Raw genomic sequence first — 26,838 nt, forward strand, 5'->3', positions numbered from 1 at the left:
AGGATCGGTATTATGTTAATTAGCGTTTACCTTACAACGCACAACCGGCTTGAACTGCTCAGGAGAGCGGTTAATTCTGTGTTGTCGCAGACGTATAAAGAAATAGAGCTGGTAATTTTCGACGACGGATCGACTGACGGGACTCAGGAGTACTTGCTGGATCTGGCTAAAGCCAGCCACAACATTGTTTATGTCAGGTCCGAGATATCGGTTGGGGCTTGTCGTGGAAGAAATGAGGCGATAAGCCGGGCTCGAGGTGAATTTATCACCGGCCTCGACGATGACGATTATTTTACGCCTACTCGTATAGCAGAGTTTGTAGAAAGCAAGGATATTTTGTTTTCGCGGAATCCCGCGGCATTTTTGTTTACAGACTTTTTGATCGAGAGGGCCAGTGGGCGAGTCCGGCGTACATTGCCGGATGTTGTTTCGCTGGATATGCTCAAGCTGTCCAATTTTGTCGGCTGCCAGATTTTCACAGAAACTTCGCGGCTGCGTACTGTTGGCGGATTCGACGCGGCGATGCCAGCCTGGCAGGACTACGAACTCTGGTTCCGATTGGTTGAGCAATTCGGCCTGGGGAGAAAAATCTCTCGCGATGGCACCTATGTGGTCGATGTGGAATCTGCGAATCACCGCATCTCGTTAGGCGGCGCTAGTCGATATGTATCGGCATATGAGACTTTTTGCGAGAAACACGGGCGATTGTTTACTCATAAAGATGCCCGCCTCCTCAAGTTGAATGTTTTTGCTTACCCGCAAGCTCACTTTCCTCTTTCTGAAGTACTTGCCTCGGCCCGGTATGGCGTGCGTGCCTTCACGAAGTACGCGGAAATCTATTTGAAAAAGAAAGCGAGGTTGCTGTGAGTTTGTGGACCAGAGCCAAGCTTTGTTTGATCGACAACCCGCGCGGTTCGATGATGGTCGGCCTGTATCGGCTAGCGCATCAGGCGTCGGTTAAGAAACGGGGCTTGTCAGGATTCAATTTGATCTGGGCGGTCCCGGTTCTGCTGGGATACAAATATTTGACCGAGCTTGTCCTTGGATACGAAATACCGGCGGCAACAAAGATAGGACAGGGTTTCCGGATTCATCACGGTTATGGAATCGTGATAAATAAACATGCGATTTTTGGGAAGAATGTCGATATTCGTCACGGCGTCACTGTTGGCTGCAAGATGCTAACGGACGGTACTCAAGGTCCGTCGCCTGTTATCGAAGACGACGTGGAGTTGGGCGCGAATTCCGTGATTATCGGAGGCATTACGATCGGCCAGGGCGCGAAAATCGGCGCCGCTGCTGTAGTGACCAGGGATGTGCCGCCTCGGGCGGTCATGATCGGAAATCCAGCCAGACAGATACGCTAATACTATGAAGGCCTTGCTAGTCAATTATTCGGATCACGGTGGGGGCGCCGCTCGCGCAGGTACACGGCTATTCGATGCGCTTTTGCATAGCGGTTTGGACGCACGCCTTCTTGTTCGGAAAAAGATCTCAGAACGCCCGGATATACAGGGGCCAGAAAGCGATCTGGAAAAAATTTATCATCTTTTGCGCCCAAGAGTGGGTGCGAAGGTGCAATCGCTTTTTAAAACATCGAACAAGGTTCTTCATTCCTTTGGGGTGCTGCCTTCTGACCTTCCAAAGTATCTCAATGCGCAAGACGTTGACGTAGTGAACCTGCATTGGATCTGCAATGAAATGCTGTCCATTGAGGGTTTGGGGCGGATTCGAAAGCCAATCGTGTGGACGCTACATGACATGTGGGGATTCTGTGGCGCGGAGCACTACACGTTGGATGCGCGTTGGAGAGATGGGTACACGAAAGGGACTCGGCACGAAAGCGAAAAGGGCTTCGACCTGAACCGGTGGGTGTGGCTCAGGAAGCAACGCAGCTGGCTTGCCCCGATGACGGTTATCGCCCCGAGTAGGTGGCTGGCAACCTGTGCTCAGCAGAGTGCGCTGATGAGTAACTGGAAAGTGCACGTGGTCCCGAACGCGATCGATACGTCCTTTTGGGCGCCAGTGGACAAAGCATTTGCGAGGAAGGTTCTCGATTTGGAGCCAGGCGAGCGGTATGTTCTTTTTTCGTCTTTCGGCGGCACGGGTGACAGTCGGAAAGGATTTGATTTGCTGATGAAGGCTGTCAAATCAACTTCCGTGCTGCGTAACGATACCAAGTACCTCGTGTTGGGCGAAGACACCGGCGGAAGTGCCGAGCTATGCCGTGACCTCTCAATCAAGTTCTTGGGGTATCTCAACGATGAGGTCAGTCTGAAGGTTGTTTATTCGGCGGTTGACGCAGTGGTGATTCCTTCGCGTCTGGATAATCTGCCGAACATTGGGGTCGAGGCGCTGGCGTGTGGAACGCCCGTGGTTGCTTTCGACGTCGGCGGCCTCGCTGACATAGTGGAAAACGGGGTGACGGGTTTTTTGGCGGAACCGAACAACCCGGAATCGCTAGGGTTGGCGATTGAAAAATGCCTGGATAAACGAAGTAATTCCGAGATGTCTGCGTGGTGTCGCGACGCTGCCGTCCGAAAATATTCGTTCTCGGTGATAGCCGAGCAATACAGAAATGTATTTCTTGACGCTGCTAAAAATTAAGGGGATTTATGTACTCTTCAGCGCCTGTCGTCAGAACGCATATCTTGGAAAGACGCAGTTCATCCGGTGGCCTGGCCAGTTTGCTTGGCATTGTCGTGATTTTTTGTTTGCCTTTCGTGCACTTGGGAAGGAGCGAATTCGCCTCGGTCAGCTTTGCTCTTTTCGCTCTCGTTGGGGGATATTTAGCATTAGTGCGCTTTTCCTATCTTGCACGCGCTTTAATCGGCCCGGTCGGTATCGCTGCTGCGGCAGCGATACTATTTTCCATATTTAGGCAGGACGATCCGCTTTTCTTGACGAATCTGCGAGAGCTCGCCTCAATTGCTCTATTGGCTACTTTGGCCTCAAGCAGCTCGGAAGTCGATGAAAAGTGCGTTCGGGCATTTACACTGGTTTCGATCGGTGTGGCCGCTTTAGCTGCGGTACAAACCATGGATGCATTGTTTATCCACTCGGGGAAATTCTTTATTCCGGGCAATTACTACAATCTGGACTACGGCACCCTAAGTGCGGAATTGTACGAACGGTATGGCTCGTTTAGCCGGCCGTCCGCGACATTTTCTGAACCGTCGTCACTCGGGGCGTTCGGACTCTGTGTCTGCTTCGTTGCCGGGGTGCTTAAGCTTCGCAAGTTACTGCTGGTTGGAGTCACTATTACGATATTGAGTGCATCGCTGTCGTCTTTGGCTTGTTTGCCGATCATTATTCTATCGTTTTACGGAAGATTAAATAAAATTCAGCGCCTGATGGTAGGGGTGGCGTGTGTTCTGGGTATGAGCTTGCTTGCTGCGCGGCTATCGACAGTCGTGAGTGGCGAAGACGCGTCGACCATGCAGCGCTTATATTTTCCATTTCGCGTGCTGGTCGAGCACTGGAATATATTGGGTTTGGATCAACAGCGCGCTCTGATGTATGCGTCTTCGCTAGGCGCCGAAAAAAATATCTTTGACAATTTTCTGCTCGGCAAAGCATTGCTCTCGGGTCTCTATGTGATATTTGTATTTGGTGCTTTCTTCCGGCTATTTGGCTGGAAATTTTTCATTCTGTTCTGTGCGTTCTGCATGATTAACGGAAGTCCGCTCTATTATGATCGGTTTGTGATGTTGTCAGCGGTCGTGTTTGTTGTTGGCAGGAAAGTGCTTCCAGAGCGGCACCAAGGGCGAGCTGTCAGGGTGGCCACATGTTAATTTCCATCATTACGGTGTGCTGGAATGATATGGCCGGTTTGCTACGGACAATGCAATCGCTGCAGGCTCAGAACAGCCAGAATTTCGAATGGATTGTGGTTGATGGCGGTTCAACGGACGGCACCAAAGAGTTGATCGAGTCAACTCAGGGAATCAGCCGCTATATTTCAGAGCCCGACAATGGAATTTATGATGCCATGTGGAAGGGAGTGAAGATAGCAACGGGGGAGTACGTGTGGTTTTTAAATGCCGGGGATGAGCTTGATGGCGCCGGCAGCGTATTCAGTGTAAGAAACAAGTTGCGGGAAGCCGATGTGTTGCTCTGTGATGCGCGATTTATGGTCGGGTCGTCGTCCATTGCCGTTCGGCGCGCACGCAATTTTTATGAGTCGATCTGGCATTCGGTACCGGCAAATCAGCAGGCGACTTTGTATCGACGTAGTCTTCTGGTGAGAGAGTATTTCCTGCACTCCTTCTCCATATGCGGCGATTTCTTTCTGGCAGCAAGTCTGGCGCGAAAAGGTGTGAAGGTCGACTATCTCAACTCGGTTGTTGCGAAGTTTTATGTGGGTGGGGTGTCGACGATCAAGATCATCCCGCTGATCAGACAAGCCTACTTGATTCAACGCGATGTACTTGAATTGAGTTATTTTAGAAGAGTAATTTCCGCGAGCCGTAGATTTTTAGCTTGTAGCTTTACGCTGTGGCAGTATTTGCGGCTGCGGAGGAACACGTGATGGGGAACGGCCGCCGAGTGTCCGTGCAAGAGTTGAATCGATTTCAGTTACCCGCGGGTTTCAGAGGGCGCAGCGCCGTGGTCGTCCAGCTTTGGTGGCTAACCCAAGCCACCCTGTTTCGACTTTCGCCGCAGTTTCTGTACGGATGGCGATCTATGTTGCTGCGGTTATTTGGTGCGCGCGTGGGCCGTGGAGTGAAGATTCGGCCTGCTGCGACAGTGACTTACCCATGGAAATTCGAGATCGGTGATTTCAGCTGGGTAGGTGACGACGCGGTGATCTATTGTCTAGGGGACGTAAAGATTGGACGTAATGCCGTTGTGTCACAGCGTAGTTACTTATGCGCTGGAGATCACGATCCAGCAAGCGTGGCGTTCGAGATTCGCGGCCGCCCGATCGTGATTGAGGATGAGGCGTGGGTGTGTGCAGACGTATTTGTAGCGCCAGGGGTGACAATTGCTCGCGGTGCGGTAATCGGGGCTCGCAGTTCGGTATTTAAGGACATGCCGTCCGACATGATCTGCACGGGGCACCCATGCGTACCAATCAAGCGTCGAACTAGCGGCAACTAGTCTGCCCTGATGAACCCTCAAAGCCTTGCGAGCAGGCGTTCTGTCTTTTGTATGCGCAAGGCATCGCGGCTGGCGATTGCCTCGAGCTTGCGGATTGATACGGTGAAGAGAGTTACCAAGGATTCCTATATACGGGGTGGACGTCGCCGCCGGCATCGAGGGTTCCGGTAGGCGACTTGCGAGTAGCCTGAGTCGTTCCTGAGTGGCCGATGCGTGTTTGTTTCGACTTGGGAGCCTGGCTCAAATCGGTCCCAAGCGTGTCGGAAGAGGTATCGGATGACGAAGTGCCGCCGGATCGTTCCGAGCTAAGAGAGAGCCCTTGCCCTGTAGGAAGGGAGGTGTCATCGGCGCTGCGGTCCTCCGGCGGGATGAATGGGATGGAAGGGGCTCCGAGGTAGGCAGTATCGGCATCACTGTAGTCCCGGGGGGCGCCCAAAATGTCGCCGCCCATACCATTCAGGTCCAGATACTGCTGGTTGGCTTTCGATTGCAGCGCCCCATATTGCGATCCTGACTTAGATTTTCCGTGTGCCGATGTTGTTTGCGAATCGGCTCCTGCCGAGGCGGATTGAGCGGCGCATGGTACAGAGGCGACGGCAAGAAGGAGCGAAAGTGTAATGGTTGGATTGAAAATAATTTGCATAGAGTCCTCGGTGGGCGTTTCCGCCCTCACAATGTGCCTGGATACCATCGTCGCGCATCCCGGCTCATCTGTCTAGGCTTCCTTAATGATAATGATCGTGATTGCCAGCAGCATGCCGCTCAGCGGAGTTGGAAGCTGGTCTCGAACCAAGTGCGTCATTAGCATCCGCTGCGCACGGGTCGTCCGGTTGTTGGCAGGTCGTACTGTGCGGATGCTGCGTCAGCTGATCAAACCGCGCTTGTCCGTGGTTGCAAGAAGTCCAATCCTGGATTGATAGGATTACTACGAAAGGAAGCAAAGATGAATCAACCAAAGGCAACGCTCCTGCAATTCGGATTGGCAATAGCCACGTTGGCCTCTATCGGTCACGTGGATCAATCGGACGCGATGACGGTTCGTGTGGTGGCGACGCCTGTTGCGCAGGGGGCAGCGGGGGGAGGTACGCCGGTTGTCCAGGATTTGCCTGCTGCAATTGAAATATTGAAAACCTACAAAAAGCAACACCCTGCGTCGACAGAGCCGCTTAAGATCGAGCTATATCCGGGTGTCTATCGAATCAGCAACCCTATAGATATACCGAGCGAGCTTTCCGGGACTTCCAGGGCTCCATTGAGAATCTACGCAAAAAAAAGAGGGACGGTCTGGGTTAGCGGGGGTGTCGCGCTTGAAAACCCGTCTCCGCTTTCGGAAACCGAAAAAAAGCGTTTTCCTTCGTCGACCGCGGATCGAATGGTGAAGTGCGACCTTCGGGCTGCTGGCGTCAATGTCCAGGGCCCATTTAATCATGGAACTGAGCGGAATTCCGAAGGTGCCTATTCGGCAGTCTATGTCGACCACATGCCGATGCAAATTGCGAGATGGCCGAGCGATGAATTTGTGAAGATCGTGGCAGCGTATCCGACGCAAGTTCGCCTGGATCGACCGTTGCCGGAAGATATTTCGGTCCAGTCGGATCTGTGGGCGGTAGGATATTGGTCGAACGATTATTCAATGGAATCCCTGCAGGTTCGCTCATCTGGCGGGGCGGGAAATACTCTTGACGTATTAACGTCTCCCCGGCGCCCGATCAAAAAAGGGCAGCGAATTTATTTCGAGAATGTCGCAGCAGGCATGCTGTCGCCGGGTAACTGGTATCTGGATAGCCCTGCCGGGACGGTTTATCTTTTGCCGAAAGATACAAATAAGAAGCAGATCGTGGAGGTCGCCAACGCAAATCACTTACTGACCATTGTTGGTGGCAGTAACATCGATATTGACGGCGTGAACTTCGAGCTTTCGCGTGGCACTGCGATTGATATTCGAAATGCCGACAACGTCAAGCTTGAAAATTGCGAGATCCGGAATATTGGCCTGTTGCCCGTAAAGTTGACTGGGAAAAATGGCGGTGTGTATAACTGCTCGATCCACGATGCCGGCAGCGGCGGGGTGGATATTGAAGGCGGGGACCGCGCTACCCTCAGTCCGGGGAATCTTGGCGTATTTAACAGCAATATTTATCGATATAGTCAGTTCGACTGGACCTACCGGCCCGCAATTTCTATGAGTGGGGTGGGGAATACTGCTTCTGGAAATGAGATATATGATGCACAGCACGTTGCGATTATATTGCACGGAAACGATCATGTGCTGGAGTATAACCACATACATGATGTCGACAAGGAAGTGAGTGATGCTGGTGCGATATATTTTGGACGTGATTGGACCGAGCGCGGCTATGTCATAAGGTATAACTTTATTAATAACATATCCTCATCGGATGGCCGATTGATCTATGGCGTGTATCTGGACGATCAGGCTAGTGGCGCGAAAATTTACGGTAATATTTTTTCAAAAGTGAGTACCGGAATTTTCATAGGTGGGGGACGGGACAACCTGGTTCGGGATAACGTGTTCCTGGATACGCCTGTGGCGATCCTGGCGGATGACCGCGGAAAGACATGGCAGACCAGTTCGGTAACCGACGCCAACAGCGAGCTAAGAAAGCGATACGCGTCCGTATTGAATGCGCCAGTTGCCTTCCAGAAATATGCGCATTTTAATCAAGTGCTTTCGGACGATCCGGGGGCGCCGAAATATAACGTCATACGTAGAAATGTGATGATCAGAACCCAGTGTGCGAAGCAAAATGGGCAAAGTGTGTTCGGAAATTCGAACTGGTTTGATTACTCCGATAACGTTTGTGATAGTAATGTTCAAGTCTTTCCTGACCTTGAAAGTCCGGCTTCACTCGACTTCCGGTCGCTCAGCAGGTTGGGTTTGTTGCCACAGGGGTTTGTCCCGCCCCCACTGACGCAAATGAAATGATGGATGTGAGTGGGCGCGGGGCAGCGATTCGGCGTCAAATGTGGCGCGGAATTGTCAGTCACATTTCGTTAGTCGAGCTGAGAGATCTTCGAGGCCGCGACGAGGGCGCCGTTGTCTCCACGCTCGACGAAGCGGCATCCCCGACAGGTAGCTACGACGATTGGCGGACTCGACCAATATCATGGCGGCCCAGTGAGATGCGCATCGCAGAAGATACAGTGCATTATGCACTGCAGCATTTGCAGCGTTATCGCGCTGGAGGCCAATGAAGATTCTCCTATACGGCATCAACTACGCGCCGGAGCTTACCGGGATCGGCAAATACAGCGCCGAGATGGCGGAAACGCTCGCCGCGGCCGGTCATCAGGTGCGCGTCGTTTGTGCGCCCCCGTATTACCCCGAATGGCGTGTCGCCAAGGGATTCTCTGCATTGCGCTACGCGAACGAGCAGCGCAACGACGTGCATATCTGGCGTACGCCGTTATGGGTACCCGCGCAGCCGAAGGGGGCGCGGCGCATTGTCCACCTGGCGAGTTTTGCGTTGTCGAGCTTCCCGATACTGTTGCGTCACGCGTTCTGGCGGCCGGATGTGGTCGTCTGCATCGCGCCGAGCTTGATGAACGCACCCGCCGGCTGGCTGGTTGCCCGGCTGACAGGCGCGTATGCGTGGCTGCATATTCAGGATTACGAGGTAGACGCTGCGTTCAGTTTGGGCATGCTCAAAGGCTCGCTGTTAAAGCGTACGGCACTAGCGTTGGAGCGGATGCTGCTCAAGCGCTTCGATACCGTGTCTACGATCTCGGGAAAGATGGTTGAACACGCGCTACGTAAGGGGGTCGAGCAAAGCAAGGTGGTGCGCTTCTCGAACTGGGCGGACACCGAGTCGATTTATCCGCTTGGACGACATAGCAGGATGAGGGACGAACTGAATATCCCCGACGCTGCAACAGTGGTCCTTTACTCGGGAAACATGGGCGCGAAACAGGGCCTTGAAGTGCTCGCGGCGGCCGCAATTGGGTTTGCCCAGCGCGACGACATAGTCTTTGTGTTCTGCGGCAACGGTCCGGCGCGGGAGGCCATCACAGCGATATGCGGCAATTTGCGCAACTGTCGCTTCATCGACCTGCAACCGCTTGACCGGTTGAACGAACTGTTGAATCTGGCCGACATTCACGTGTTGCCCCAGCGCGCTGACGCGGCGGATCTGGTGATGCCATCAAAGCTGACTGGCATGCTCGCAAGCGGCCGGGCGGTGATAGCAATGGCTAGCCCTGGCACTGAATTGTACGAAGCCGTATCCCCTCGTGGCGTGGTGGTGCAGCCGGGAGATGCGAGCTTGCTGGCCTTGGCGATCGAAAGACTGGCCGGCAACTCGGCCGAACGCGCGCGTCTCGGCAAGGCAGGTCGCGAGTTCGCCCAGGCCGTGCTCTCGCGCGACGCCGTCCTGCGTGAATTCGAGGCGAAGTTGTGTGCGTTGCGCGCCGGGACTTCCGACACTTAGACATCTGGCGCGGCGTTCGGACTTCTGGAATCGCAAGCGTCTTCTCATTACAAAGGGCAACATGAAGATCACCATTATCGGCACCGGCTACGTTGGTCTGGTCACTGGCGCATGTCTTGCGGAAATTGGTAACGACGTCTTTTGTCTCGACGTTGATCAACGCAAAATCGACATCCTTAACAGCGGGGGCGTGCCGATTCACGAACCCGGTTTGAAGGAACTGATCGATCGAAATCGTGCCAGCCGGCGCCTGCAATTCTCCACCGATATCGCAGCAAGCGTTGCGCATGGCGATGTGCAGTTCATTGCGGTCGGTACGCCGCCTGATGAAGACGGTTCGGCCGACTTGCAATACGTGCTGGCTGCAGCGCGAAGCATCGGTCGTCATATGAACGGTTTCAAGGTGGTGGTCGACAAGTCCACGGTTCCGGTCGGAACCGCGCAGCGCGTGCATGACGCGATTGCCAGCGAGTTGACGCGCCGCGGCGCGCGCCATGAGTTTTCGGTCGTCTCGAACCCCGAGTTTCTTAAGGAGGGTGCCGCGGTAGACGACTTCATGCGACCGGATCGTATCGTCATTGGCAGCGATATAGACGAGCTTGGCGAGCGCGCTCGCGAGCAGATGAAGCGGCTTTATGCACCGTTTAACCGCAACCACGAACGTACACGCTACATGGATGTCCGTTCTGCCGAGTTCACCAAATACGCGGCGAACGCCATGCTGGCGACCCGGATTTCGTTTATGAACGAGCTCGCGAATCTCGCGGATCGCGTCGGGGCCGATATCGAATCGGTACGTCGTGGTATCGGTTCGGACCCACGGATCGGTTACGACTTTCTGTACGCGGGTGCCGGCTACGGAGGCTCATGCTTTCCCAAGGACGTGCGCGCGCTCGTGCAGACTGCCGCCGAGTATGGTCAGGCTTTGCGCATTCTCGAGGCGGTAGAGGCGGTGAACGAGGACCAAAAGGACGTGCTGATCAACAAGATTACCGGTCGGCTCGGCGCGGATTTGACAGGGCGTACCTTCGCGGTATGGGGGCTGGCGTTCAAGCCGGACACCGACGACATGCGCGAGGCGCCGAGCCGCAAGTTGGTGAGCGGGCTGCTCAAGCGTGGTGCAGCTGTGTGCGCCTACGATCCCGTGGCGATTGACGAAGCAAGACGCGTTTTCGCGCTCGACCTGCGCGATGCTCCGCAGGCGCACTCGCGACTGTCGTTTGCGAAGACGCAAGAGGAGAGTGTGGACGGCGCCGATGCGCTAGTGATCGTCACCGAATGGAAGGTATTCAAGAGCCCGGATTTTAGCGCGCTGACCGAGGCGCTGAGCGAGCCGTTGATCTTTGACGGGCGAAACCTGTATGAGCCGCTTGCTATGGCGGAGCTGGGGATCGAGTACTACAGCGTAGGCCGGCCCTATGTGCCGAGCGTCGGGGATGCCGTGCAGACCTTGCTCGTCGCGCAGGGGTAAGCGCCGGCTCTTACATGATCCAGCATACTTTCACTCAAGAGAGACCGATGCCGAATAATCTGTCCAGCATAGAGGAGCAAACCAGCGAGCTTGTCGAAGCAACCGTGAAATTGCTGTGGGCACATCGAGATGACGTGGCAAACGGCAAGGTTGCTTCAGACAGCGCGCGGGTTTATCTCGCGCTAGTTAAAGGCGCCTGCGAGGCATTGCCGGCTAGCGAGAAAGACTTGGCGCGTTTAAGCGCCGTGTGCGAGGCGACCAACGTTGCGATCACGGCTGCTGCTGATCGTGAGGAGCAGGGGAAGCTTGGCCTAGCGCGGCAGGGGCTCGCCAAAATAGACTCGCGTGTTCAAGTGAACGCTTGAGTCGGCGACGATTTCTTCCTCGGTCGCCCAGCGGTAGGCGGTGTGCTGGGTGTTAGGCAGATTTTCCAGGTCAATCGGGCGGCGTAGCTTGTAGCCGAGCACGATGTAGTGGGTCGAGATGCCGGGTTGCCCGCTAAAATTGTCGTCATACAGGTGTTCGTATACCCCTACAAGATCGGCGTCGCTTCGCTCGACAGCTGCGCGGCCGAGTTCATCGCGTGCAATGCGGCGAAACGCGTCGTCGAGGCGTTCGTTCTTGCGGATGCGACCGCCCGGCACGAACCAGAACCCTTGCGCGGGTTTGTTGATGCGGTGTCCAAGCAGATATGCGCCGTTCGCGTTTGGAATAATCAAATCGATGGCGACCAGAGGGGTGGCGTCGACAGTTTGCAGGAATTTTTCGGTTGGAAGCATGGGAACGCAGGGATGGTCCGGCCAGCGTGCATCGTGACCGAAGCGAACTGACCTGTGCGAGGCCTGGCGAAACCCGACAAGGTAATTTCGGCTTACGACAGATGGCGGTCTGGCCGGAGGAGGCGCTATCTTCAGCTCGAGGTTGGCGTTTTCGGACACGCCCTGCATTCAGGCACCCCCTGCATATAGCAGACCATGCAGTGATGCTTCGTTGCTCCGTTGTGTGTCGATCCGCATAAGATGTGCGGCTCCTGAGTGGCACTCGTCAGCTGGATAGTCGCTTTTGTGCACGTAGAATGCCATCGCCTACCGCACTTTTAGCGAATTTCGATGCTATTTTTGATAGTCGCTGAATCGGGTGAGAATTCGTTTGCTTATCTTTCTCTTCCTTTCTGCGGTGCACGAATCTGGGGAATTGCCATAGTCTCCACATTCAAATTGCATGCATCTTCAACGTTGATTGAATCCGCCAACATGTTGGCAGATTCCGCCACTACATAAAGATAGGGTAGATTCTTTTGTAGGATAAATTCTGTTAATAAATCCAGTTCAAAGAAAGCTGGAATGCCCACCAATTTCCGGGGAAAACTGATGGAGTGCTTTGAGGCGGTTCACAATAACAGCGTGGAGCAACGCCCCCTCTTGCGGGACGTGCGACCGGTGAGAAACATTGGAATAGTCTTGTTTAGTGGCTTTGCGCTGCCGGAGGCGGCCACGGTTCTGGAAATATTCCAGTCGGCGAATGCGCTTACGGACGAGGAGAGCGCCGTGAGCGGCCAGATGCGTTACAAGGTCAGTCTCCTGTCGGCGGCGGGTGGCCGCGTCGACAGTTCGTCTTCGGTGTTCGTCTGGACGGAAGGCGTCGAGGCGCGCCGCTATGCGGACGGGTTCCACGCGCTATTTATCGGCGGCGGAGGTGGGGTTCGCAATGCAGTACGCGATGAGCGCCTGACAGACTGGCTGCGCCGGGAATGCCCGCGCAGCGGGCTGGTGGTCCCGCTTGGCGAAGGGCGATGGCTGCTCGAAGCCGCCGGGTTCGGACGTGGCGGCAGCGCCCCGTCATGGGGTGCGCGCGCACCGAAAACGTCCCAATACAGTCCTCCCGAGCTGGGTGCCTCGACGGAATACGCGAGTCCGTTGCAAAGTGCCCTGGCGCTGGTTCAAGAGGACTTCGGCGTTGAAGTTGCCCGCCAGATTACCGAGCATGTCTTGCCGCGGCCTCAGCAGACGCGCTTTACGGCGACGGTTCGCGAGAATGCGCCTACCTACGTGAGCGAGAAGATCCAGGCATCGATCAAGTGGCTGGAAGCGAATGGCGACCGCCCGATTGCGATCGAGGAGGCGGCGCAGGTTGCCGCCATGAGCGAGCGAAACTTCCTGCGCCGCTTCAAGATAGAAATGGGCGTAACACCGTCCGAGTATCTGTCTTACGTGCGACTTGACATGTGTTGCCGCCTCCTCGTCGAAACCGATCTGCCGGTCGACAAGATCGCTCGCCGTTGCGGACTTGGGGGAGGTGGCTGGCTCTCGAAACTCTTTCGCAAACATCTTTCGACAACGCCGACCGAATACCGCGCGAGCAAGCGCACCATCAGCGTGTAGTCGCAGCAGGGGCCGCGCAGCGTTAATCACGGTTTAGCGGCCGTAAAGAATGCCGATTACGATTTGTGCGTCATTCGATGTGGTGTTGCAGAGTCGTTCATCGCGCCGAATGATACGCTTATATGAATCGATGGCAATCAAAATAAATGATCAAGATTTGCATATATTTCTATAAGGAATGTTGCATGTAAACGCATAAATCGGAGGGCGGACGAAATGAATCGAAATAGCATAATTCGAGGTTCGCAAACGATTGCGATTTCGAAAAACTGTGTAGCTCGGGTTGCCGGAATGGGCTTATATCGAGAGAAAAATGAACACAATTCCGGTTTCGGTAAGAGGGGAGCCCCTGCAGCGCGTGTTCGATTGCCAAAATAAGGATCGTTTCCGCCACTCCGGGTTACATGGATTATGGCAAGGCTATCGTGTCTGCTGGTCGTCTGATGGGCCGGCACAGGTACGAGGTCCGAAGGGCGAGCAGATGTACCTCGGAACTTGAGCCTGCCCTCCCTCAGGAGAGCAGGCTTTTTTCATTCTTCTGTGCCAGTTTCTTCAATGACACTTGGGATCTCATATGCTGAAAGTTACAAAAGCGGTATTTCCAGTAGCCGGTCTTGGCACCCGGTTCCTCCCTGCCACCAAGGCGAGCCCGAAGGAAATGCTGCCGATCGTCGACAAGCCGCTGATCCAGTACGCCGTTGAAGAAGCCATGGCGGCTGGCATCACCGAAATGATCTTTGTCACGGGTCGCAGCAAGCGGGCCATCGAGGATCACTTCGACAAATCGTACGAGATCGAAGCCGAACTCGAAGCGCGCGGCAAGGCCAAGCTGCTCGAACTGGTGCGCAGCATCAAGCCGAGTCATGTGGATTGCTTCTACGTGCGTCAGCCTGAGGCGCTCGGCCTAGGTCACGCGGTGATGTGCGCCGAGAAGCTGGTGGGCGACAACCCGTTTGCGGTGATTCTCGCGGACGACTTGCTGTACGGCGAGCCGCCTGTCATGGCGCAGATGATCAATGTGTTCGATCACTATCACAGCTCGGTGATCGGCGTCGAAGAGATCCCGCACTCGGAGACTGCGTCGTATGGCATCGTCGATGGTAAGGGATGGGAGGAGTCGATCATCAAGATGTCGGGTATTGTCGAGAAGCCAGCGCCCGAAGTTGCGCCGTCGAACCTGGGCGTGGTCGGCCGCTATGTGCTCAAGCCGCGAATCTTCGAACATCTGCGTGCGCTCAAGCCGGGCGCCGGCGGCGAACTGCAGTTGACGGACGCGATCCAGTCGCTGCTCGCCGACGAACAGGTGCTCGCGTACCAGTATCACGGCACGCGCTTCGACTGCGGCAGCAAGCTCGGCTACCTGAAGGCCACCGTGGAGTTTGCGCTGCGCCATCCGGAAGTAAGCGCCGCCTTCAGGGCCTACCTGGAGGAGCATCTGGGCGTGCCGCAGGTTGGTTAAGCGATAGACTTACTGCGGCGCTGCCAGGTTGCGGCTCGGGCCTGGCAATAAAAAAGCCTGCGCGTCCCAGAGGGGCGGCAGGCAAACGTCCGGGTCGTTGCGGGGGGCAGCGTATGTCCCGTTCAGGCCGGCGGCGTACTCGTTCCCCCCGTTCCCCCCGTACCACCGGTCGGCGTCACGCCGCCACCTGAGATCGGCGCGGCAGTACCTGCGGCAAGCGCCGCAGCCAGAAGCGCGGCGGCGGGCTGGCCAGCGCTCGTAATCGCTCCAGCCGTGAGGAGACTGTCGAGATCGGCATCCGCGCCAGGTTGCCCCGGGGTGAACGAGACGGTGAGGAACGAGTTCGTCGATAGCGTTACGCCATACTCGCTCTTTATCAGTTGCGCCACCGCGTTTTCTGCGTTGGCTATCACCGTACTATTCGTCAGCGCGTTCTGGTAGGTGGTATTGGTCGTGATGCCAGCAAGCAAACCGTTGAGCGTCGTGCCGAGCTGCCCGGCAAGGTAGCTCAGCAGCACCTGCGTGAGCGGCGTGATGTTGTATGTCCCGGAACCGGAAGCAAATGAGCTGAGTGAGAGCGAACCGAATGTAGCGGTCAGCAGGCATGGGCCGCTGAACTTGAACGTAGCCGAAAAGGCTCCGTTTGAATTCGTAGTCGTGGTGGCGGAGCCGCTCTTGCAGCTCATCTGGATACTCGCATTGGCCAACGCAACGCCGACCGCTGCCGTTCCCTGGATGGTTGCAGTGGGATTACCTCCACCTCCGCCACATGCGATGAGCGCGCTGCTTGCCAGCGCAATCGATCCGTACCGCAGCGTGCGCCGCGTGCAGGCGTCAAATAGCTTCATGATTTCTCTCCAAAAGTAAAGTCACTCACAATTGGCAGGCGGCTGAGCCTGCGTTTTCGTCACGCTCTGCAAACCGGCTTCACAGCTATCGGGCTGCGCCACTGTTGTGGCAGCGGAAGGACCGATTGGCTCGCCAGATCGCTCCGGTTTCGACGGGGCGCCATCAGGTTTTGCATAGCGGTCGTACGCGTCGCGCATTCGGTAGAGTTGCGTTGCGAAATACCCCGCGCTGAAGCGCGCCTGGTTGAGAAGATATTGGTCGGTGCTATACGGGAGGCTCAGGTTCTGCGCCGCATCAGACGTCAGGTAGTTGGTCGAGCCAACGCGGGTGCGGAAATCGAGCGCAAACGCTTCGGCGCCGTAGACCTGGGTAATGCCGGGCTTCATGCCTTGGCGGGGTGTGAGCGGGAAGCTGATGCCGGCACCCGCAAAGCTACCTCGGCCGCTATGTTCGCCATATACGCTGATCTGTACATCGTCGAACCAGCGCGTGAACGTGATGAACGGCCCCTTGTCGCCTCCGACATAGCGCGCTACGCCAGCCTCGATCCATAGATTCCACGCAGGCTGCACCCATCTATAGCTGAGCAAGGCGTTCGTTTCATGCGCCAGCGTGTCCTGACCTGGTTCCTGGTGCAGATAGGCGAGGCGCAGGCGGACGATGTCTGGGCGGCCTGGAACGAACGCCGTGGTTTCGTTTTCGATTCCAAGGTAGTCGTAGTCGAACTTGCCCACCGCCGCCACGTTCAGGACTTGCGGCATGACCCAGAAACTCTGCGTCAACGCCGCAGTGGATAGCCCGCCGCGCAGGCGGTATTGGCTGAATACACGGCCGTCGTCCATATTCTTGGTGTTGTACACCGGCGCAATATAGCTAGCGTACAACTCGGCACCTCGCCAAAGCGGAACGAACCCCTGGATATTCGCCCCAAGAGAAATGTCGAAGTTTCCGTACTCAGTGCCGTATAGATAGCTCGTAACCGGCACGATCTGAATCCGCGTGAGACCGTGGCGCCGATCATCTCCATGCCATGCGATCGAGTCCGCGTCATAGGTCCGCTGCATATGCATGGTCATCGATGCACTTGCCGCTGCAGGTGTCCCGCCGGCAAGGAATTGCGCATAGGCTTCACGATCGACCGAGACGTCGGCAAGCGGTTGATTGTCCTTCTTGATGACCGCGTGAATTCGCTCGATGCTGCGCGGTGCGTCGATGGTCGCAACGCCCAGGACGATGCCAAGCGCGTCAGCTTCGTTCTGGTTGTAGCGGTGGTTCTCGTACTCGACGATCAGATCCTGCCCGCTGATCCCGACGCGCACCCGTTCGAGGCCCGCGGCAAACAGTTGCGCGGCGATTGCATCGAGCGCCGAGGTGTCCAGCGGCTCGGGAATGACCGGCGTGTGCTGAGCGGGCGCCGCAGGGGAGGCATCGGCCACGGCGACCGACGCATAGGATTGAAGCGGCGGTACAAACGAAATCGCTTCCTGGGAAGGGTCGTTCGGGTGGTCTGCCACTTCCACCTGGCGCGGCGGCGGCAAGCTACGCAGCAAAATCGCTGCACCGGCATCCGCATCGGTTGGTCCCTGCTCAACCTGTGTGTGAGTCTCGTCGCACAGACCGTTCTCGCAGCGCTGTGGACTGAAGCGCTTGCCGAACGGTATCTGAATTCCCACCGAGACCGAGGTGCGCGGCGATACGCCATCCGTCGATCGGACCGCGCGCGTCACGGTACCGATGACGTTTGCGTCGGCAAGCCAGCTAATGCGGGGCGATTGATAACGCACGCCCACGTAAGGCGTCTTCGAGTCGTCCTCCGCCAGCAGCGATAGTCCGGTATTCCAGAGCGACAACTGAACACCGCCAAACGGGCCATCGAGCCGGTCGCCTTGCCCATAGCCCACGGTCAGGTTGAGCGGCCCGAAGGGCTGCGACACCACAGCGTACCTGGAGCGAAAGAAGTGTGTTTGACCGCCGATGTCGGTCATGCCGAACGCAATCGCCGGCTGATATTTGAAGAACTGCGGCACTTCCAGTTTGACGTCGGCCATCAGGTGACGAAGGATGATGTGGTCCGCGCCGGGGAATGGCGGCGGTACATCCCCGGGATAGTTTGCCAGGCCGCCCGCCAACTCTACATAAGGCAGCAACCCGAACGCACCCCAGTAGATCTGGGAGCTCGTCGCCTGCTTGCCGTAGCGAGGGTCGATGTAATCGTTGTACTGCGCTTCGCCAACGCCCTGAGGCAATGCGAATGCATAGGGAATGACCAGGCCGCCTGCCTGCCCGAGAGAGCTTAACGCCGGATCGACCGCATGCGCCGACGCGGAAAATGCAAGTGCAGCGCCGAGTGCCAGCGCTTGCGGGGCGAATTGAGGCCGATTTGTGCGCAAGCTGCAGGATCCTTTTTCTTGGGTGACGAACCCTTTGACGGGCGTAGGAAATCCGGATCCCGCTTGATATACAAACGGAATCCGCCTGAGCGGTTTCGGGTTGACCCGACTGACTGAATCTGGGATGGCGCGGCCACAAGCGTTCTGGCGCATCTGGCGACGGCGAGCGCGGCACTCTCTCTAACGAAGTCTCAGGCGTCATTCACCAATCGACACTGCTTCGCTATCCTGAAGGCTCGCATCACATCTTTTATTGCTGCAACGTCCGAGTCTCTAGTACGGAGGTTTAGTCGTTGAGGTCGATCCTATAGAACGATTAAAACTTCCGCCACCGGGTGTCCGAATGCGACCTGATGTTGGCGACTGCAGCACGCCGAGAGCCGGTAGATTCTCGGGTCGGCCGATCATGGCATTGGCGTAATTCTTCATTGTTTTGGCAAACACCAGGCTGTTAAAGATGGAATATTCGATTGCGCATGTCCTCGCGTTCCAGTGCCGCGACGGCAATGCACGATAGAGCCGCTCATCTTGGCGAGCGGAACAGGGCACGGAGCCTGTATGAGTAGCGCTTTATCGACGCTTTCGACGTTTTGCTTTGCGTGGATCGCGCTCTATCTGTTCTTGAGGCTTATCCACGCGGCATGGATCGTGACGAAACATGTCAACCGGCTGGTTAGCTTTGGTTTCCGCTCCCGGGGACCGGGCGGGTCATTGGACGCTGCCTTGAAAAGCGCAATGAAGCTAATGGGGTGGTCCTCAGTTGTAGTGCTCCCAGTTGGCATCATCTCGTGCCTGGCCCTGGTATTCCGTTGATGACTGGCGATATCCGGTTGGCGTTGTCCCAAGGTGTCGGCGGCAGAGTTTCGCCAGTCGGCCGCGATACGCAGTCGGTAACGTGGCAGGCAATCTCGGTAACGCCCACGATGAATAGCGCGTGGAAATTGTCCGCGGGGCGGTGACGCTTGGCAGATCGACGGCGAAGTCGTCGCTGGACCGGCGTAAGTTTGAATGCTTTTTTAGCGAGGCTTGACTGCGTGTCTCAGTTTTGAGAAATCGAACGCGCATCCATTCGATTCATTTCGGATGTCGATATCACCGAGGGCGGGGTGCGCTGCAGCCGAGAGAAGCGGTTCCACAAGCCTTGGTCCTGTTCAGTCAACAGCTTGGCCCTATCCGCCACTTTAGGGGGCTGTACGGTCTTTCCAACCTAAACTCTACCTCGGTCCATTCGAGGGTCTCTCTGATTTGCAAATCCCTCGAAGGTTAGCCTGCCGCAAACCCTCCGGCAGGCTTTTTTTTGCTTGCTTCCCGGGCACGACACTACGAGTTAAATACGGCGCCTCGTACCAAGGATTACAAAGAAATCGCCATGAATAGATGACTTGCAACGCATTTGATTCGAATTCCTAAGGTACATAAAAGTACTGAAAAATTAAGATCGACCGAATCGGTCAAAGTTTTGGCGGAAGCAATTAGCTTCATGGTGATAGCCTGTCGTTTCGAGAGTCCCCGCTCTCGCGTTGAACATGGAGAATGTTCCATGCGGCCGCCTTCGTTACTGAGGCGGCCGTCTTTTTTGCGGGTTGTCGCGTTCAGTCAACAGCTTGGTCTGTTCCGCCACTGACGCGGTCACGCTGTATTTTCGACCTATGATCGCCTCGGCGCTCCGAGGTGTGGCAGAACCGGTCCGCGCCCCTTCGGGGTTTGGGCCTGCCGCTCCTCGGTGCGTGCAGGCTTTTTTTCTTCAGGCGACTTCGCGCATGCCGATCTGTTTTGCGTTCTATGAATGGTTCTGACTGGGTATGCGTCGTAATCGGAGTTCTGCTGTTTATGTCATGGTGTTTTCATTAGGTGCCGTATCGGATCTGATTTGATTGCACCGCTTCTGCCTGTTCTGTGATCTCAGTAATCGTTTTATCAGGTGTCCTTATGTAAGCCAAGGATGGGAGCATCTGGATACGGTTGAACTCGGTCCGACGCCAAAATTTATTATGCCGCGGTCAACTTATCCCAACATTGGTGCGCAGGCCGAACTCCTGACCTATCTCGTGGTGTCGCAACTCATCAAGCGTTATCTGACCGGCAAGTGGCTCGCGACAGAGCATGTGGTGGAGTCTACGCATCTCTGGCTGCATCTCAATGGCGGCGACTTTGACTTGCTGCAGCGTGTAACGCTGGCGAGCCGGGCTCAAGGTGTGGCAGAACTTGTCATGCGAACCTCGTCAATGAGCTTCGACGCCAAAACCTTAGGAGATGCGTTTTTAGATCACCTGCATCTCGACTATAAGGCTCCAGCGGTGGTGGAGATTTACCGCTTGTGCGTCGCCCAGATCATTCTTGGCTTGCCTTCCGCCGGAAGCCGGCCATAACCCGGCGCGGATTCACGATCTGCCCGCTCACGGCGATTTCGTTGTGATCCTCATCCCGTGGAGGGGCGGGGGATCAGCATCGGCGCCATGTTGCGTTGCATCGTAGCCAGGGTTTGTCCCATGTGCAGCGCGATCACCTGCGTCAATCATGCCTTGAGGCGGCATCGGGCTGAATATAAACTGGTTCAAGACTCCCGGCATAGATAGCACCCGTCAAGGGCGCGACCCTCGATTGCCGGTGACGAAGTCATTCGCGTGAGACCTCAGAGGTGCAAGCCGAACACCTCTGGCGGTGCAGCGACCGTATTCGGCCAGATGCCGGCGGCGTGTCAGCAAGCAGGTAGCCGTTCGAGACATCCGTGAAGCCAACGGAGACATTGATGAAAACAGCGGCTTCCACGCCTCTACCGCCCAATCACGCGAAGAAGCAGGCCTTCTGGCCCGAAGGATGGTGGCGGCTGATGGAAATCCGCATCGGCATCATTCCTTTGCCGATCTACGTGATTGCTGGCGCTCTCATCGCCGGACTGGTTTACCTCAACAAGCTGCCGAACGAGATTTCGCTCGTAATCGTGATGTTCGCGTTCTTCGGCTTCACACTGGCCGAGATCGGCAAGCGCATTCCGGTCATCCGCGCAATCGGCGCCGCCGCCATCTTTGCCACCTTTATCCCGTCTGCCCTGGTGTACTACAAGTTGCTGCCGGCGCAGATCGTGAAAGTCACGATCGACTTCACCAAGTCCACCAATTTTCTTTACCTCTTCATTGCTTCCATTATTGTGGGCAGCATCTTGAGCATGGACCGGCAAGTCCTGATCAAGGGCTTCCTCAAGATTTTCGTGCCGCTCGGCGTGGGCACGATTGTGGCCGGCGCCGTGGGCACCGCTGTCGGCACGATCTTGGGTCTCGGCGCCTATCACACGTTCTTTTTTATCGTCGTACCAATCATGGCCGGTGGCGTCGGCGAAGGCGCCATTCCGCTGACGGTCGGCTACGCAGGCATCCTGCATCAGGATCCGGGAATCCTGTTTGCCACTGTGCTGCCGCCGGTCATGCTCGGCAGCCTCGCGGCGATCATCTTCGCCGGCACCTTGAATTTCGTCGGCAAGCGATACCCGCGTTTCACCGGTGAAGGGCGCTTGCAGCCCGGCGAGCACGACGAGATGGATCCTGCCCAGCAAGAGATCTCAGGGCACATGGATGTCACCCATATCGCCGCGGCGGGCATCACCGCCTTGACGCTTTACGTGGTGGGGATTCTGTGCCAGCGGATTTTCGGTCTGCCGGCGCCCGTCGCGATGCTGTTCATTGCCGTGGTCGTGAAGCTGACGCAAGCAGTGTCGCCCGAGTTGCAGCAGGGCGCTTATGTGGTCTACAAGTTTTTTTCCACGGCGGTGACCTATCCGTTGCTGTTCGCCATCGGCGTATCGCTTACGCCATGGGACAAGCTGATGGCCTCGTTCACCCTGGCGACCCTTGTCACCATCGTGTCGACGGTCGCGACGCTGATGGCGATCGGTGCGTTGGTGGGACATTGGATGAAGATGTATCCGATCGACGCGGCCATTGTGAACGCCTGCCACAGCGGCCAGGGTGGTACCGGCGATGTCGCCATTTTGACCGCGGCCAATCGCATGACGCTGATGCCGTTCGCGCAGATCGCGACGCGCATCGGCGGAGCGATCACCGTCACGACCGTGCTGATTGTCCTGTCGCACGTTTTCTAGCCTAGCGAGACCCTCTTTACAGCGAGGTCGCCATGCAAGTCACCGGTATGCTGCACGGAGCCAAAATGCTCCAGTTCGTCGACTTCCCGACCACTGAGGTGCTAGGTCCAGACGCGAGCGAAGAAGAGATTCGCGCAATGATCGACAAGCATGGCCTGGTGTTTATCAAGCCGGTGTTCAAGGGCGGTGTCGGCAAGAAGGGCAAGTCCGGACTGATCGGCAAGGCCGCTGACCTGAAGACCGCGCTGAAGGAAAAAGAGCGTCTGTACTTTGTCGAGCACCGCGTCGGCAACACGGTGGCCAAGGCCAACGGCGTCACCTTCGAAGCCGGGGTGCCCGCCGAGCATGAGGTCTACTTCTCGATCACCGACTCGACGCATTTCCGCGCGCCGACCATGACGCTCACTCATCATGGCGGCATCGACATCGAGGAACTCGAACGCAACCAGGTCGCGCAGGTGCCGTTCGATCCGCTCACCGGCTTGAAAGCCTTTGTCGTGGCCAATGCGTTGTCCGCGCTGGGCGCACCGCGGCAGATCATTTCGCCGCTGGTGCAGCATCTGCCCAAGCTGTGGGAGCTGTACCACGACTACGGCATGACCACGCTCGAGTTGAATCCGATCCGCATGCGCGAGGACAAGAAAGGGCGCATGACGCCGGTGGCCTGTGATTTCAAATGTGGCTTCGATCGCGACGACCCGCGCTGGCGCCGTTTAAACCTGCCGGCCAGCCTGTTCGCCGTCGACTATTCGGACTTCGAACAGGAGATCAACCAGTTGCGTACCTACCAAGGGCAGAGCGACGTCTACGTGATCAATTCGGGGGGCACCATCCTCGCGCCGACGTTCGGCGGCGGGGCCAATTCGCTCGTCACGCAGATGCTGGGCGACGACGCGATCATCTCCTCTGACTTCGGCGGCAACCCGCCTTACGAGAAGATGAAGGAGGTCGCCAGCATCTGCTTCAAGCACTGGATCAAACAGACCAATGTGCTGTTCATCATTGGTGGCAAGTCGAACAACACGGACATCTTCGAGACCTTCCGCGCGATGGCCGATGCGTTGCGCGAGCACTTCAGCCGCCATGGCGCGACCCCGCTCTATGTGGTGATCGGCCGCGGCGGTCCGAACCTGATACGCGGCATGGGTGCGATGCGCGACACGCTCGATGCGCTCGGCCTGCCGTACCGGTTTTTCGGCTTCGACTCCGATATGAGCGAGGTCGTGCTGTACGCAAAGAAGGTCGATGCGTGGATGAAAGCCGGCGGCCGCGAGCAGGTAGCCGCACAGCTAGGCCTCGCGTCGAGCCAGGCCGCCTGAAGGTTGCCCCGCGCACAAGGAGCGTGTCATGTACAAGCAAGGCGTAGGCGATTTCAAATATTTCGTCGGCATCAGTTCGCTCGCCCAGGTGGCGACGCGCGAAGACCGGGTCTGTGTGCTCAACATCCTGGGCGGCGAGTCGAGCGATGTGACGCCGGTGGGCCATGTCTATTCGGGCGGCAATGTGGTGTTCGGCACCGCGCCCGGCAAGCGCGGCCAGGTGCTGGAGACGTCCTTGGGCAACGTGCCGGTCTATAACAACGTGCTGGAAGGCATCAACGACGGCCACCGCTTCAACTGCGGCGTGATCTACCTGCCGCCGGCAGCGGCGCGCGACGGCGTGGCCGAACTGATTCGCGTCAATCCCAAGCTGAAGAAGATCTTTATCGTCACCGAAAAGCTGGCGGTGCACGACTCGCGCGAAATCCGCGCGATGGGCCAGTCCAACGGTATCGACATCTTCGGCGGCAACAGCCTGGGCGTGGCCGATGCCTGGAACCAGGTGCGCATCGGCGGCGCGCTGGGTGGCGACCATCCGGAGGAAGCCTTGCGCCGCGGCTCGATCGCGATCTTCTCGAACTCGGGCAACTTCACCACCACCATCGCTACTTATCTGCGCATGGCCGGCTGGGGGACCACCACCTCGATTTCCTGCGGCAAGGATGTCTACATCCACTTCGCGGCGCCTGAGTTCGCCTTTGCGCTGTCCAACGATGCACGCAGCAAGGCGGCGGTGCTCTATGTGGAGCCGGGCGGCTACTACGAGCTCGACGCCAACTTCACCAAGCCGGTGGTGGCGTGCGTGGTCGGGCGCTGGAAGTCCAAGCTCACGCGTGCGGTGGGGCATGCCGGTGCGATGGCCGGTGGCGCCGACGATGCCCTCAGCAAGGAGGGCTGGTTCATGGAGAAATTCGGCGTGGACGGTATCTTCACACCCGAGCACCCCGTGTTCTCGGCCAAGGGCGCGCTCGTGACCAACATCGCCCATATTCCGGCCGCGCTGACTGCGGTGATGGGCGAGAACGCCTGCCGGCCGGACTTCGCGTCGGAGGGCAATCTGGCACTCAAGCCATGGTTCGGCGCGAGCCACGGTCTGAGCTTGCCGCCCGAGCTCGATCTGCCGGTCGTCGAAGCGGGTGCACCGTATAACGAACAGATTACGGCGCTGAACCTGCAGATCGGCGCGGTGCCGCCGCGCCAGACGCTGAAGGACGCCTCGGGCGCCTCGCAGATGGATTCTCGTACCCAGGTCACGAGCCTCTACGGCGTATCGATGCTGGACGCCGCACAGTATCCGCTGGAGGCCAACGTCAGCCTCGCACTATTGCACGAGCCTGGCGGCGAGAACGACCGGCGCCTGATCAACGTTGCGATCGGCGCGGGCCTCAACCTGTACGGTCATCCGGCGCTCGCTGCGGCGCAGGCCGCGCGCGAGGCGGGCAATGCACCTAACACGGTACTGGCCGCTGCCGCCAGCATCCTCGGACCGCGCTGCCAGGGTGAGGCGCGCGAGGCGACGCGCGCGCTGATCGACGCTTTCATGGCAGCCGGCTTGAGCGATGCGCTTGACGAAAGCTTCGACACGAGCGGGATCAGCATCGACACTCCGAACCTGTTCGTCGGCGCGGCACCCGACCCGCGTGCCGAGGCAATGCTCGAAGGCCTGCGCGCGCGAGGCGCGAAGTCGGTCTTCGTGCGTTATCTGCAAGGACTACCCGGGCATCCCACTGCCGATGCCGTGCTTGCCGCGATTAGCGCTACCCTGGCGTGGGGGCCGCTGCTGCGCAAACGCGTCTCGCGCCTGACCGCCGAGAGCCTGCCGTGGTGGCTGCGCCTGTTCGGCGCGTTAATCGGTGCATCAGTCAAAGCGGACCAGCATCAGCCAGACAGCTTCTGTGGCATCGCGACGAGCGATATTCTGCAGAACCGGCCGATCAGCGAAGTGGCGTTCGTCGCACTGCTTGGTTTTGCGCCGCAGCCGGCCGACCTGTTTGCCTTCCAGGTGTTGGTGGGGTTGCTGCTATCCAACGGGCCGGGCACGATTTCGGCCCAGGGCGCCAAGGGTGCGGTCTCGGCCGATGGACCTGAGGACCCCGAGCGCGTACAGCTCAACAAGGGGCTCATTGGCTTCTTGACCCATACGGGCTACACCCACGGCGGCAATGGCTATGAGGGCATCGCTTTCCTGATCGATCAGTTCAAGGATACAGGCCTCGTCGATCCGGGCGATCCGAACCATGGCATCGACCTGAAGGCACTCGCGTTGAAGTATGTCGAGGCCTATGCCCGTTACAAGTCGAACAAGAAGAACACTGGGAGCCTCGACATCCAGAAGATTCCGGGCGTCAATCACCCGGTGTTCAAGGACAAGCCAGTCAACTATGATCCGCGCGAGGTCTTCATTCGCGAACTGATGGCTGGGCGCAATGAATACAACGTGTTCCACGAGTTCTACGGAACGCTCGTGCAGAGCTTGTTCGAAGCCGGCGTGTCGCGCAATGTCTATTGCGTCAACGTCGACGCGGTGATTGCTGCGCTGTTGTTGAAGATGCTGTGGCAGCCATACCGCAGCGGCGGATATGCCGGTGGGGCGCTCGAGACGGCGGCGTTCACGATCTTCCTGTATCCACGCATGCTTGGCTGCGCTGCTGAGGTTGATGACCACATGAACCGCGGCCGCAATATGGACACGCGCACGCCGGCGTCGCAGTGCCAGTTTGTGGCGTGAGCGGGATCAATAACATCGTGCTGCCAACGTGGGTAGGGGCATGGCCAGACTCAGGCTGGCCATGTAGAGGCATTAGACGCCGACTTCGTACTCGCTCTGAACGAGACCGCTTGCGTACTGGCGTGTGGCGATATGTTTGAGAGGAATGTCGCGCGTGGTGGCGCCAAAGAGCGGTATGCCGGTGCCGATGAGAACGGGCACACGCGTAATGGTTAGATGCTGGACGAGACCCGCTTCCAGAAAGGCCTGAATGGTGATGCCGCCGTCCACATAGATATGTTGGACACCACGTTTCTCGAGCAGGGAGACGACGTACGCGGGTGTTCCTTGGATATGTTCAACTACCGCGCCCGAGGGAGGCTTCGCAAGTGGGCGGGTACTCAGCACGAACACAGGCTTTTGCGCATACGGCCATGCATCGAAACCCAGCACCGTTTCGTATGTGTTGCGGCCGATCACGAGCGCATCCACTGTGGCCATAAACTCATCGTAGCCATGGGGTTCGCCACCACCAGGCGGGAGAAAATCAAGCGAACCATCAATTCTTGCGATAAAGCCATCGAGACTGGTTCCGACAAAGACGGACGCTTTCAT

21 protein-coding genes are annotated in these 26,838 nt (G+C 57.3%); 16 read left to right on the plus strand and 5 right to left on the minus strand.

The genetic code is table 11. The annotated features are described in order from the left end of the window. Nucleotides 1–12 precede the first annotated feature (12 nt). The 6 genes from BLQ92_RS05925 to BLQ92_RS05950 are packed head-to-tail and all read left to right on the plus strand — an operon-like array spanning nt 13 to nt 5,103. Nucleotides 13–867 (plus strand): glycosyltransferase, encoded by an 855-nt coding sequence (locus BLQ92_RS05925; protein ID WP_090682505.1) that lies wholly within the window; start codon nt 13–15, stop codon nt 865–867. A gap of 26 nt (nt 868–893) precedes the next feature. Beyond that, nucleotides 894–1,367: a DapH/DapD/GlmU-related protein gene (locus BLQ92_RS05930; RefSeq protein WP_218133029.1), complete on the plus strand. Its 474-nt coding sequence runs from the start codon at nt 894–896 to the stop codon at nt 1,365–1,367. Between the two features lie 4 nt (nt 1,368–1,371). Next, nucleotides 1,372–2,607 (plus strand): glycosyltransferase, encoded by a 1,236-nt coding sequence (locus tag BLQ92_RS05935; RefSeq protein WP_090682506.1) that lies wholly within the window; start codon nt 1,372–1,374, stop codon nt 2,605–2,607. 44 nt (nt 2,608–2,651) lie between these two features. Next, nucleotides 2,652–3,794: a hypothetical protein gene (locus tag BLQ92_RS05940; protein ID WP_143016513.1), complete on the plus strand. Its 1,143-nt coding sequence runs from the start codon at nt 2,652–2,654 to the stop codon at nt 3,792–3,794. Next, nucleotides 3,788–4,531, plus strand: a complete 744-nt coding sequence (locus BLQ92_RS05945) for a glycosyltransferase family 2 protein (protein WP_090682510.1) — start codon at nt 3,788–3,790, stop codon at nt 4,529–4,531. Before BLQ92_RS05940 ends, BLQ92_RS05945 begins: the two co-directional genes overlap by 7 nt. Next, nucleotides 4,531–5,103 (plus strand): putative colanic acid biosynthesis acetyltransferase, encoded by a 573-nt coding sequence (locus BLQ92_RS05950; RefSeq protein ID WP_175772149.1) that lies wholly within the window; start codon nt 4,531–4,533, stop codon nt 5,101–5,103. Before BLQ92_RS05945 ends, BLQ92_RS05950 begins: the two co-directional genes overlap by 1 nt. 112 nt (nt 5,104–5,215) lie before the next feature. On the opposite strand, the gene BLQ92_RS39230 is transcribed toward BLQ92_RS05950, so the two are convergent. Next, on the minus strand, nt 5,216–5,746 hold the full coding sequence (locus tag BLQ92_RS39230) for a hypothetical protein (RefSeq protein WP_143016514.1): 531 nt from the start codon (nt 5,744–5,746) through the stop codon (nt 5,216–5,218). A 300-nt stretch (nt 5,747–6,046) separates the two neighbouring features. On the opposite strand from BLQ92_RS39230, the gene BLQ92_RS05955 reads away from it, so the two are divergent. From BLQ92_RS05955 to BLQ92_RS39235, 4 genes are all read left to right on the plus strand, one after another. Next, the gene (locus BLQ92_RS05955) at nt 6,047–8,050 is read left to right on the plus strand and encodes a right-handed parallel beta-helix repeat-containing protein (RefSeq protein WP_090682511.1); all 2,004 of its coding nucleotides are present in this window, start codon (nt 6,047–6,049) and stop codon (nt 8,048–8,050) included. Between the two features lie 265 nt (nt 8,051–8,315). Then, a complete protein-coding gene (locus tag BLQ92_RS05960) occupies nt 8,316–9,551 on the plus strand; it encodes a glycosyltransferase WbuB (RefSeq protein ID WP_090682513.1) in 1,236 nt (411 codons plus the stop codon). Nucleotides 9,552–9,612: 61 nt separating this feature from the next. Beyond that, entirely contained in the window at nt 9,613–11,022 is a 1,410-nt protein-coding gene (locus tag BLQ92_RS05965) for a UDP-glucose dehydrogenase family protein (RefSeq protein ID WP_090682515.1), read from the plus strand. Between the two features lie 47 nt (nt 11,023–11,069). After that, entirely contained in the window at nt 11,070–11,387 is a 318-nt protein-coding gene (locus BLQ92_RS39235; protein WP_143016515.1) for a hypothetical protein, read from the plus strand. Here the strand turns inward: BLQ92_RS39235 and BLQ92_RS05970 are convergent. After that, complete coding sequence (locus tag BLQ92_RS05970) at nt 11,334–11,801, minus strand: GDP-mannose mannosyl hydrolase (protein WP_090682516.1); 468 nt, start codon at nt 11,799–11,801, stop codon at nt 11,334–11,336. The genes BLQ92_RS39235 and BLQ92_RS05970 overlap by 54 nt on opposite strands. Before the next feature lie 591 nt (nt 11,802–12,392). Between BLQ92_RS05970 and BLQ92_RS05975 the strand changes: the two genes are divergently transcribed. Then, nucleotides 12,393–13,403 carry a GlxA family transcriptional regulator gene (locus tag BLQ92_RS05975; RefSeq protein WP_090682518.1) on the plus strand — a complete coding sequence of 337 codons (1,011 nt, stop codon included), beginning with the start codon at nt 12,393–12,395 and terminating at the stop codon, nt 13,401–13,403. Between the two features lie 574 nt (nt 13,404–13,977). Further along, entirely contained in the window at nt 13,978–14,862 is an 885-nt protein-coding gene (galU, locus tag BLQ92_RS05980) for a UTP--glucose-1-phosphate uridylyltransferase GalU (RefSeq protein ID WP_090682520.1), read from the plus strand. Between the two features lie 122 nt (nt 14,863–14,984). Here the strand turns inward: galU and BLQ92_RS05985 are convergent, their stop codons facing one another. Continuing rightward, nucleotides 14,985–15,710: a hypothetical protein gene (locus BLQ92_RS05985; protein ID WP_090682522.1), complete on the minus strand. Its 726-nt coding sequence runs from the start codon at nt 15,708–15,710 to the stop codon at nt 14,985–14,987. Nucleotides 15,711–15,731: 21 nt separating this feature from the next. Then, entirely contained in the window at nt 15,732–18,101 is a 2,370-nt protein-coding gene (locus BLQ92_RS05990; RefSeq protein ID WP_244106087.1) for a YjbH domain-containing protein, read from the minus strand. A 1,874-nt stretch (nt 18,102–19,975) separates the two neighbouring features. On the opposite strand from BLQ92_RS05990, the gene BLQ92_RS06000 reads away from it, so the two are divergent. The 4 genes from BLQ92_RS06000 (at nt 19,976) to BLQ92_RS06015 (ending at nt 26,244) form a co-directional block, all read left to right on the plus strand. Further along, nucleotides 19,976–20,470, plus strand: a complete 495-nt coding sequence (locus tag BLQ92_RS06000; RefSeq protein ID WP_244106086.1) for a hypothetical protein — start codon at nt 19,976–19,978, stop codon at nt 20,468–20,470. Between the two features lie 380 nt (nt 20,471–20,850). After that, complete coding sequence (locus BLQ92_RS06005; RefSeq protein ID WP_090682529.1) at nt 20,851–22,197, plus strand: 2-hydroxycarboxylate transporter family protein; 1,347 nt, start codon at nt 20,851–20,853, stop codon at nt 22,195–22,197. A 32-nt stretch (nt 22,198–22,229) separates the two neighbouring features. After that, a complete protein-coding gene (locus BLQ92_RS06010; protein ID WP_090682530.1) occupies nt 22,230–23,516 on the plus strand; it encodes an ATP citrate lyase citrate-binding domain-containing protein in 1,287 nt (428 codons plus the stop codon). A 28-nt stretch (nt 23,517–23,544) separates the two neighbouring features. Continuing rightward, nucleotides 23,545–26,244: a CoA-binding protein gene (locus BLQ92_RS06015; RefSeq protein ID WP_090682532.1), complete on the plus strand. Its 2,700-nt coding sequence runs from the start codon at nt 23,545–23,547 to the stop codon at nt 26,242–26,244. A 72-nt stretch (nt 26,245–26,316) separates the two neighbouring features. On the opposite strand, the gene BLQ92_RS06020 is transcribed toward BLQ92_RS06015, so the two are convergent. After that, a complete protein-coding gene (locus tag BLQ92_RS06020) occupies nt 26,317–26,838 on the minus strand; it encodes a dihydrofolate reductase family protein (protein WP_090682534.1) in 522 nt (173 codons plus the stop codon).

This window comes from Paraburkholderia phenazinium (assembly GCF_900100735.1).
Classification (GTDB): domain Bacteria; phylum Pseudomonadota; class Gammaproteobacteria; order Burkholderiales; family Burkholderiaceae; genus Paraburkholderia; species Paraburkholderia phenazinia.

What these genes read in the sequence shown, in the direction of transcription:
- BLQ92_RS05925 (WP_090682505.1), top strand. Translation starts at nt 13, where the DNA reads ATGTTAATTAGCGTTTACCTTACAACGCACAACCGGCTTGAACTGCTC.
- BLQ92_RS05935 (WP_090682506.1), top strand. Translation starts at nt 1,372, where the DNA reads ATGAAGGCCTTGCTAGTCAATTATTCGGATCACGGTGGGGGCGCCGCT.
- BLQ92_RS05945 (WP_090682510.1), top strand. Translation starts at nt 3,788, where the DNA reads ATGTTAATTTCCATCATTACGGTGTGCTGGAATGATATGGCCGGTTTG.
- BLQ92_RS05950 (WP_175772149.1), top strand. Translation starts at nt 4,531, where the DNA reads ATGGGGAACGGCCGCCGAGTGTCCGTGCAAGAGTTGAATCGATTTCAG.
- BLQ92_RS39230 (WP_143016514.1), bottom strand. Translation starts at nt 5,746, where the DNA reads ATGCAAATTATTTTCAATCCAACCATTACACTTTCGCTCCTTCTTGCC.
- BLQ92_RS05955 (WP_090682511.1), top strand. Translation starts at nt 6,047, where the DNA reads ATGAATCAACCAAAGGCAACGCTCCTGCAATTCGGATTGGCAATAGCC.
- BLQ92_RS05960 (WP_090682513.1), top strand. Translation starts at nt 8,316, where the DNA reads ATGAAGATTCTCCTATACGGCATCAACTACGCGCCGGAGCTTACCGGG.
- BLQ92_RS05965 (WP_090682515.1), top strand. Translation starts at nt 9,613, where the DNA reads ATGAAGATCACCATTATCGGCACCGGCTACGTTGGTCTGGTCACTGGC.
- BLQ92_RS39235 (WP_143016515.1), top strand. Translation starts at nt 11,070, where the DNA reads ATGCCGAATAATCTGTCCAGCATAGAGGAGCAAACCAGCGAGCTTGTC.
- BLQ92_RS05970 (WP_090682516.1), bottom strand. Translation starts at nt 11,801, where the DNA reads ATGCTTCCAACCGAAAAATTCCTGCAAACTGTCGACGCCACCCCTCTG.
- BLQ92_RS05975 (WP_090682518.1), top strand. Translation starts at nt 12,393, where the DNA reads ATGGAGTGCTTTGAGGCGGTTCACAATAACAGCGTGGAGCAACGCCCC.
- galU (WP_090682520.1), top strand. Translation starts at nt 13,978, where the DNA reads ATGCTGAAAGTTACAAAAGCGGTATTTCCAGTAGCCGGTCTTGGCACC.
- BLQ92_RS05985 (WP_090682522.1), bottom strand. Translation starts at nt 15,710, where the DNA reads ATGAAGCTATTTGACGCCTGCACGCGGCGCACGCTGCGGTACGGATCG.
- BLQ92_RS06005 (WP_090682529.1), top strand. Translation starts at nt 20,851, where the DNA reads ATGAAAACAGCGGCTTCCACGCCTCTACCGCCCAATCACGCGAAGAAG.
- BLQ92_RS06010 (WP_090682530.1), top strand. Translation starts at nt 22,230, where the DNA reads ATGCAAGTCACCGGTATGCTGCACGGAGCCAAAATGCTCCAGTTCGTC.
- BLQ92_RS06015 (WP_090682532.1), top strand. Translation starts at nt 23,545, where the DNA reads ATGTACAAGCAAGGCGTAGGCGATTTCAAATATTTCGTCGGCATCAGT.
- BLQ92_RS06020 (WP_090682534.1), bottom strand. Translation starts at nt 26,838, where the DNA reads ATGAAAGCGTCCGTCTTTGTCGGAACCAGTCTCGATGGCTTTATCGCA.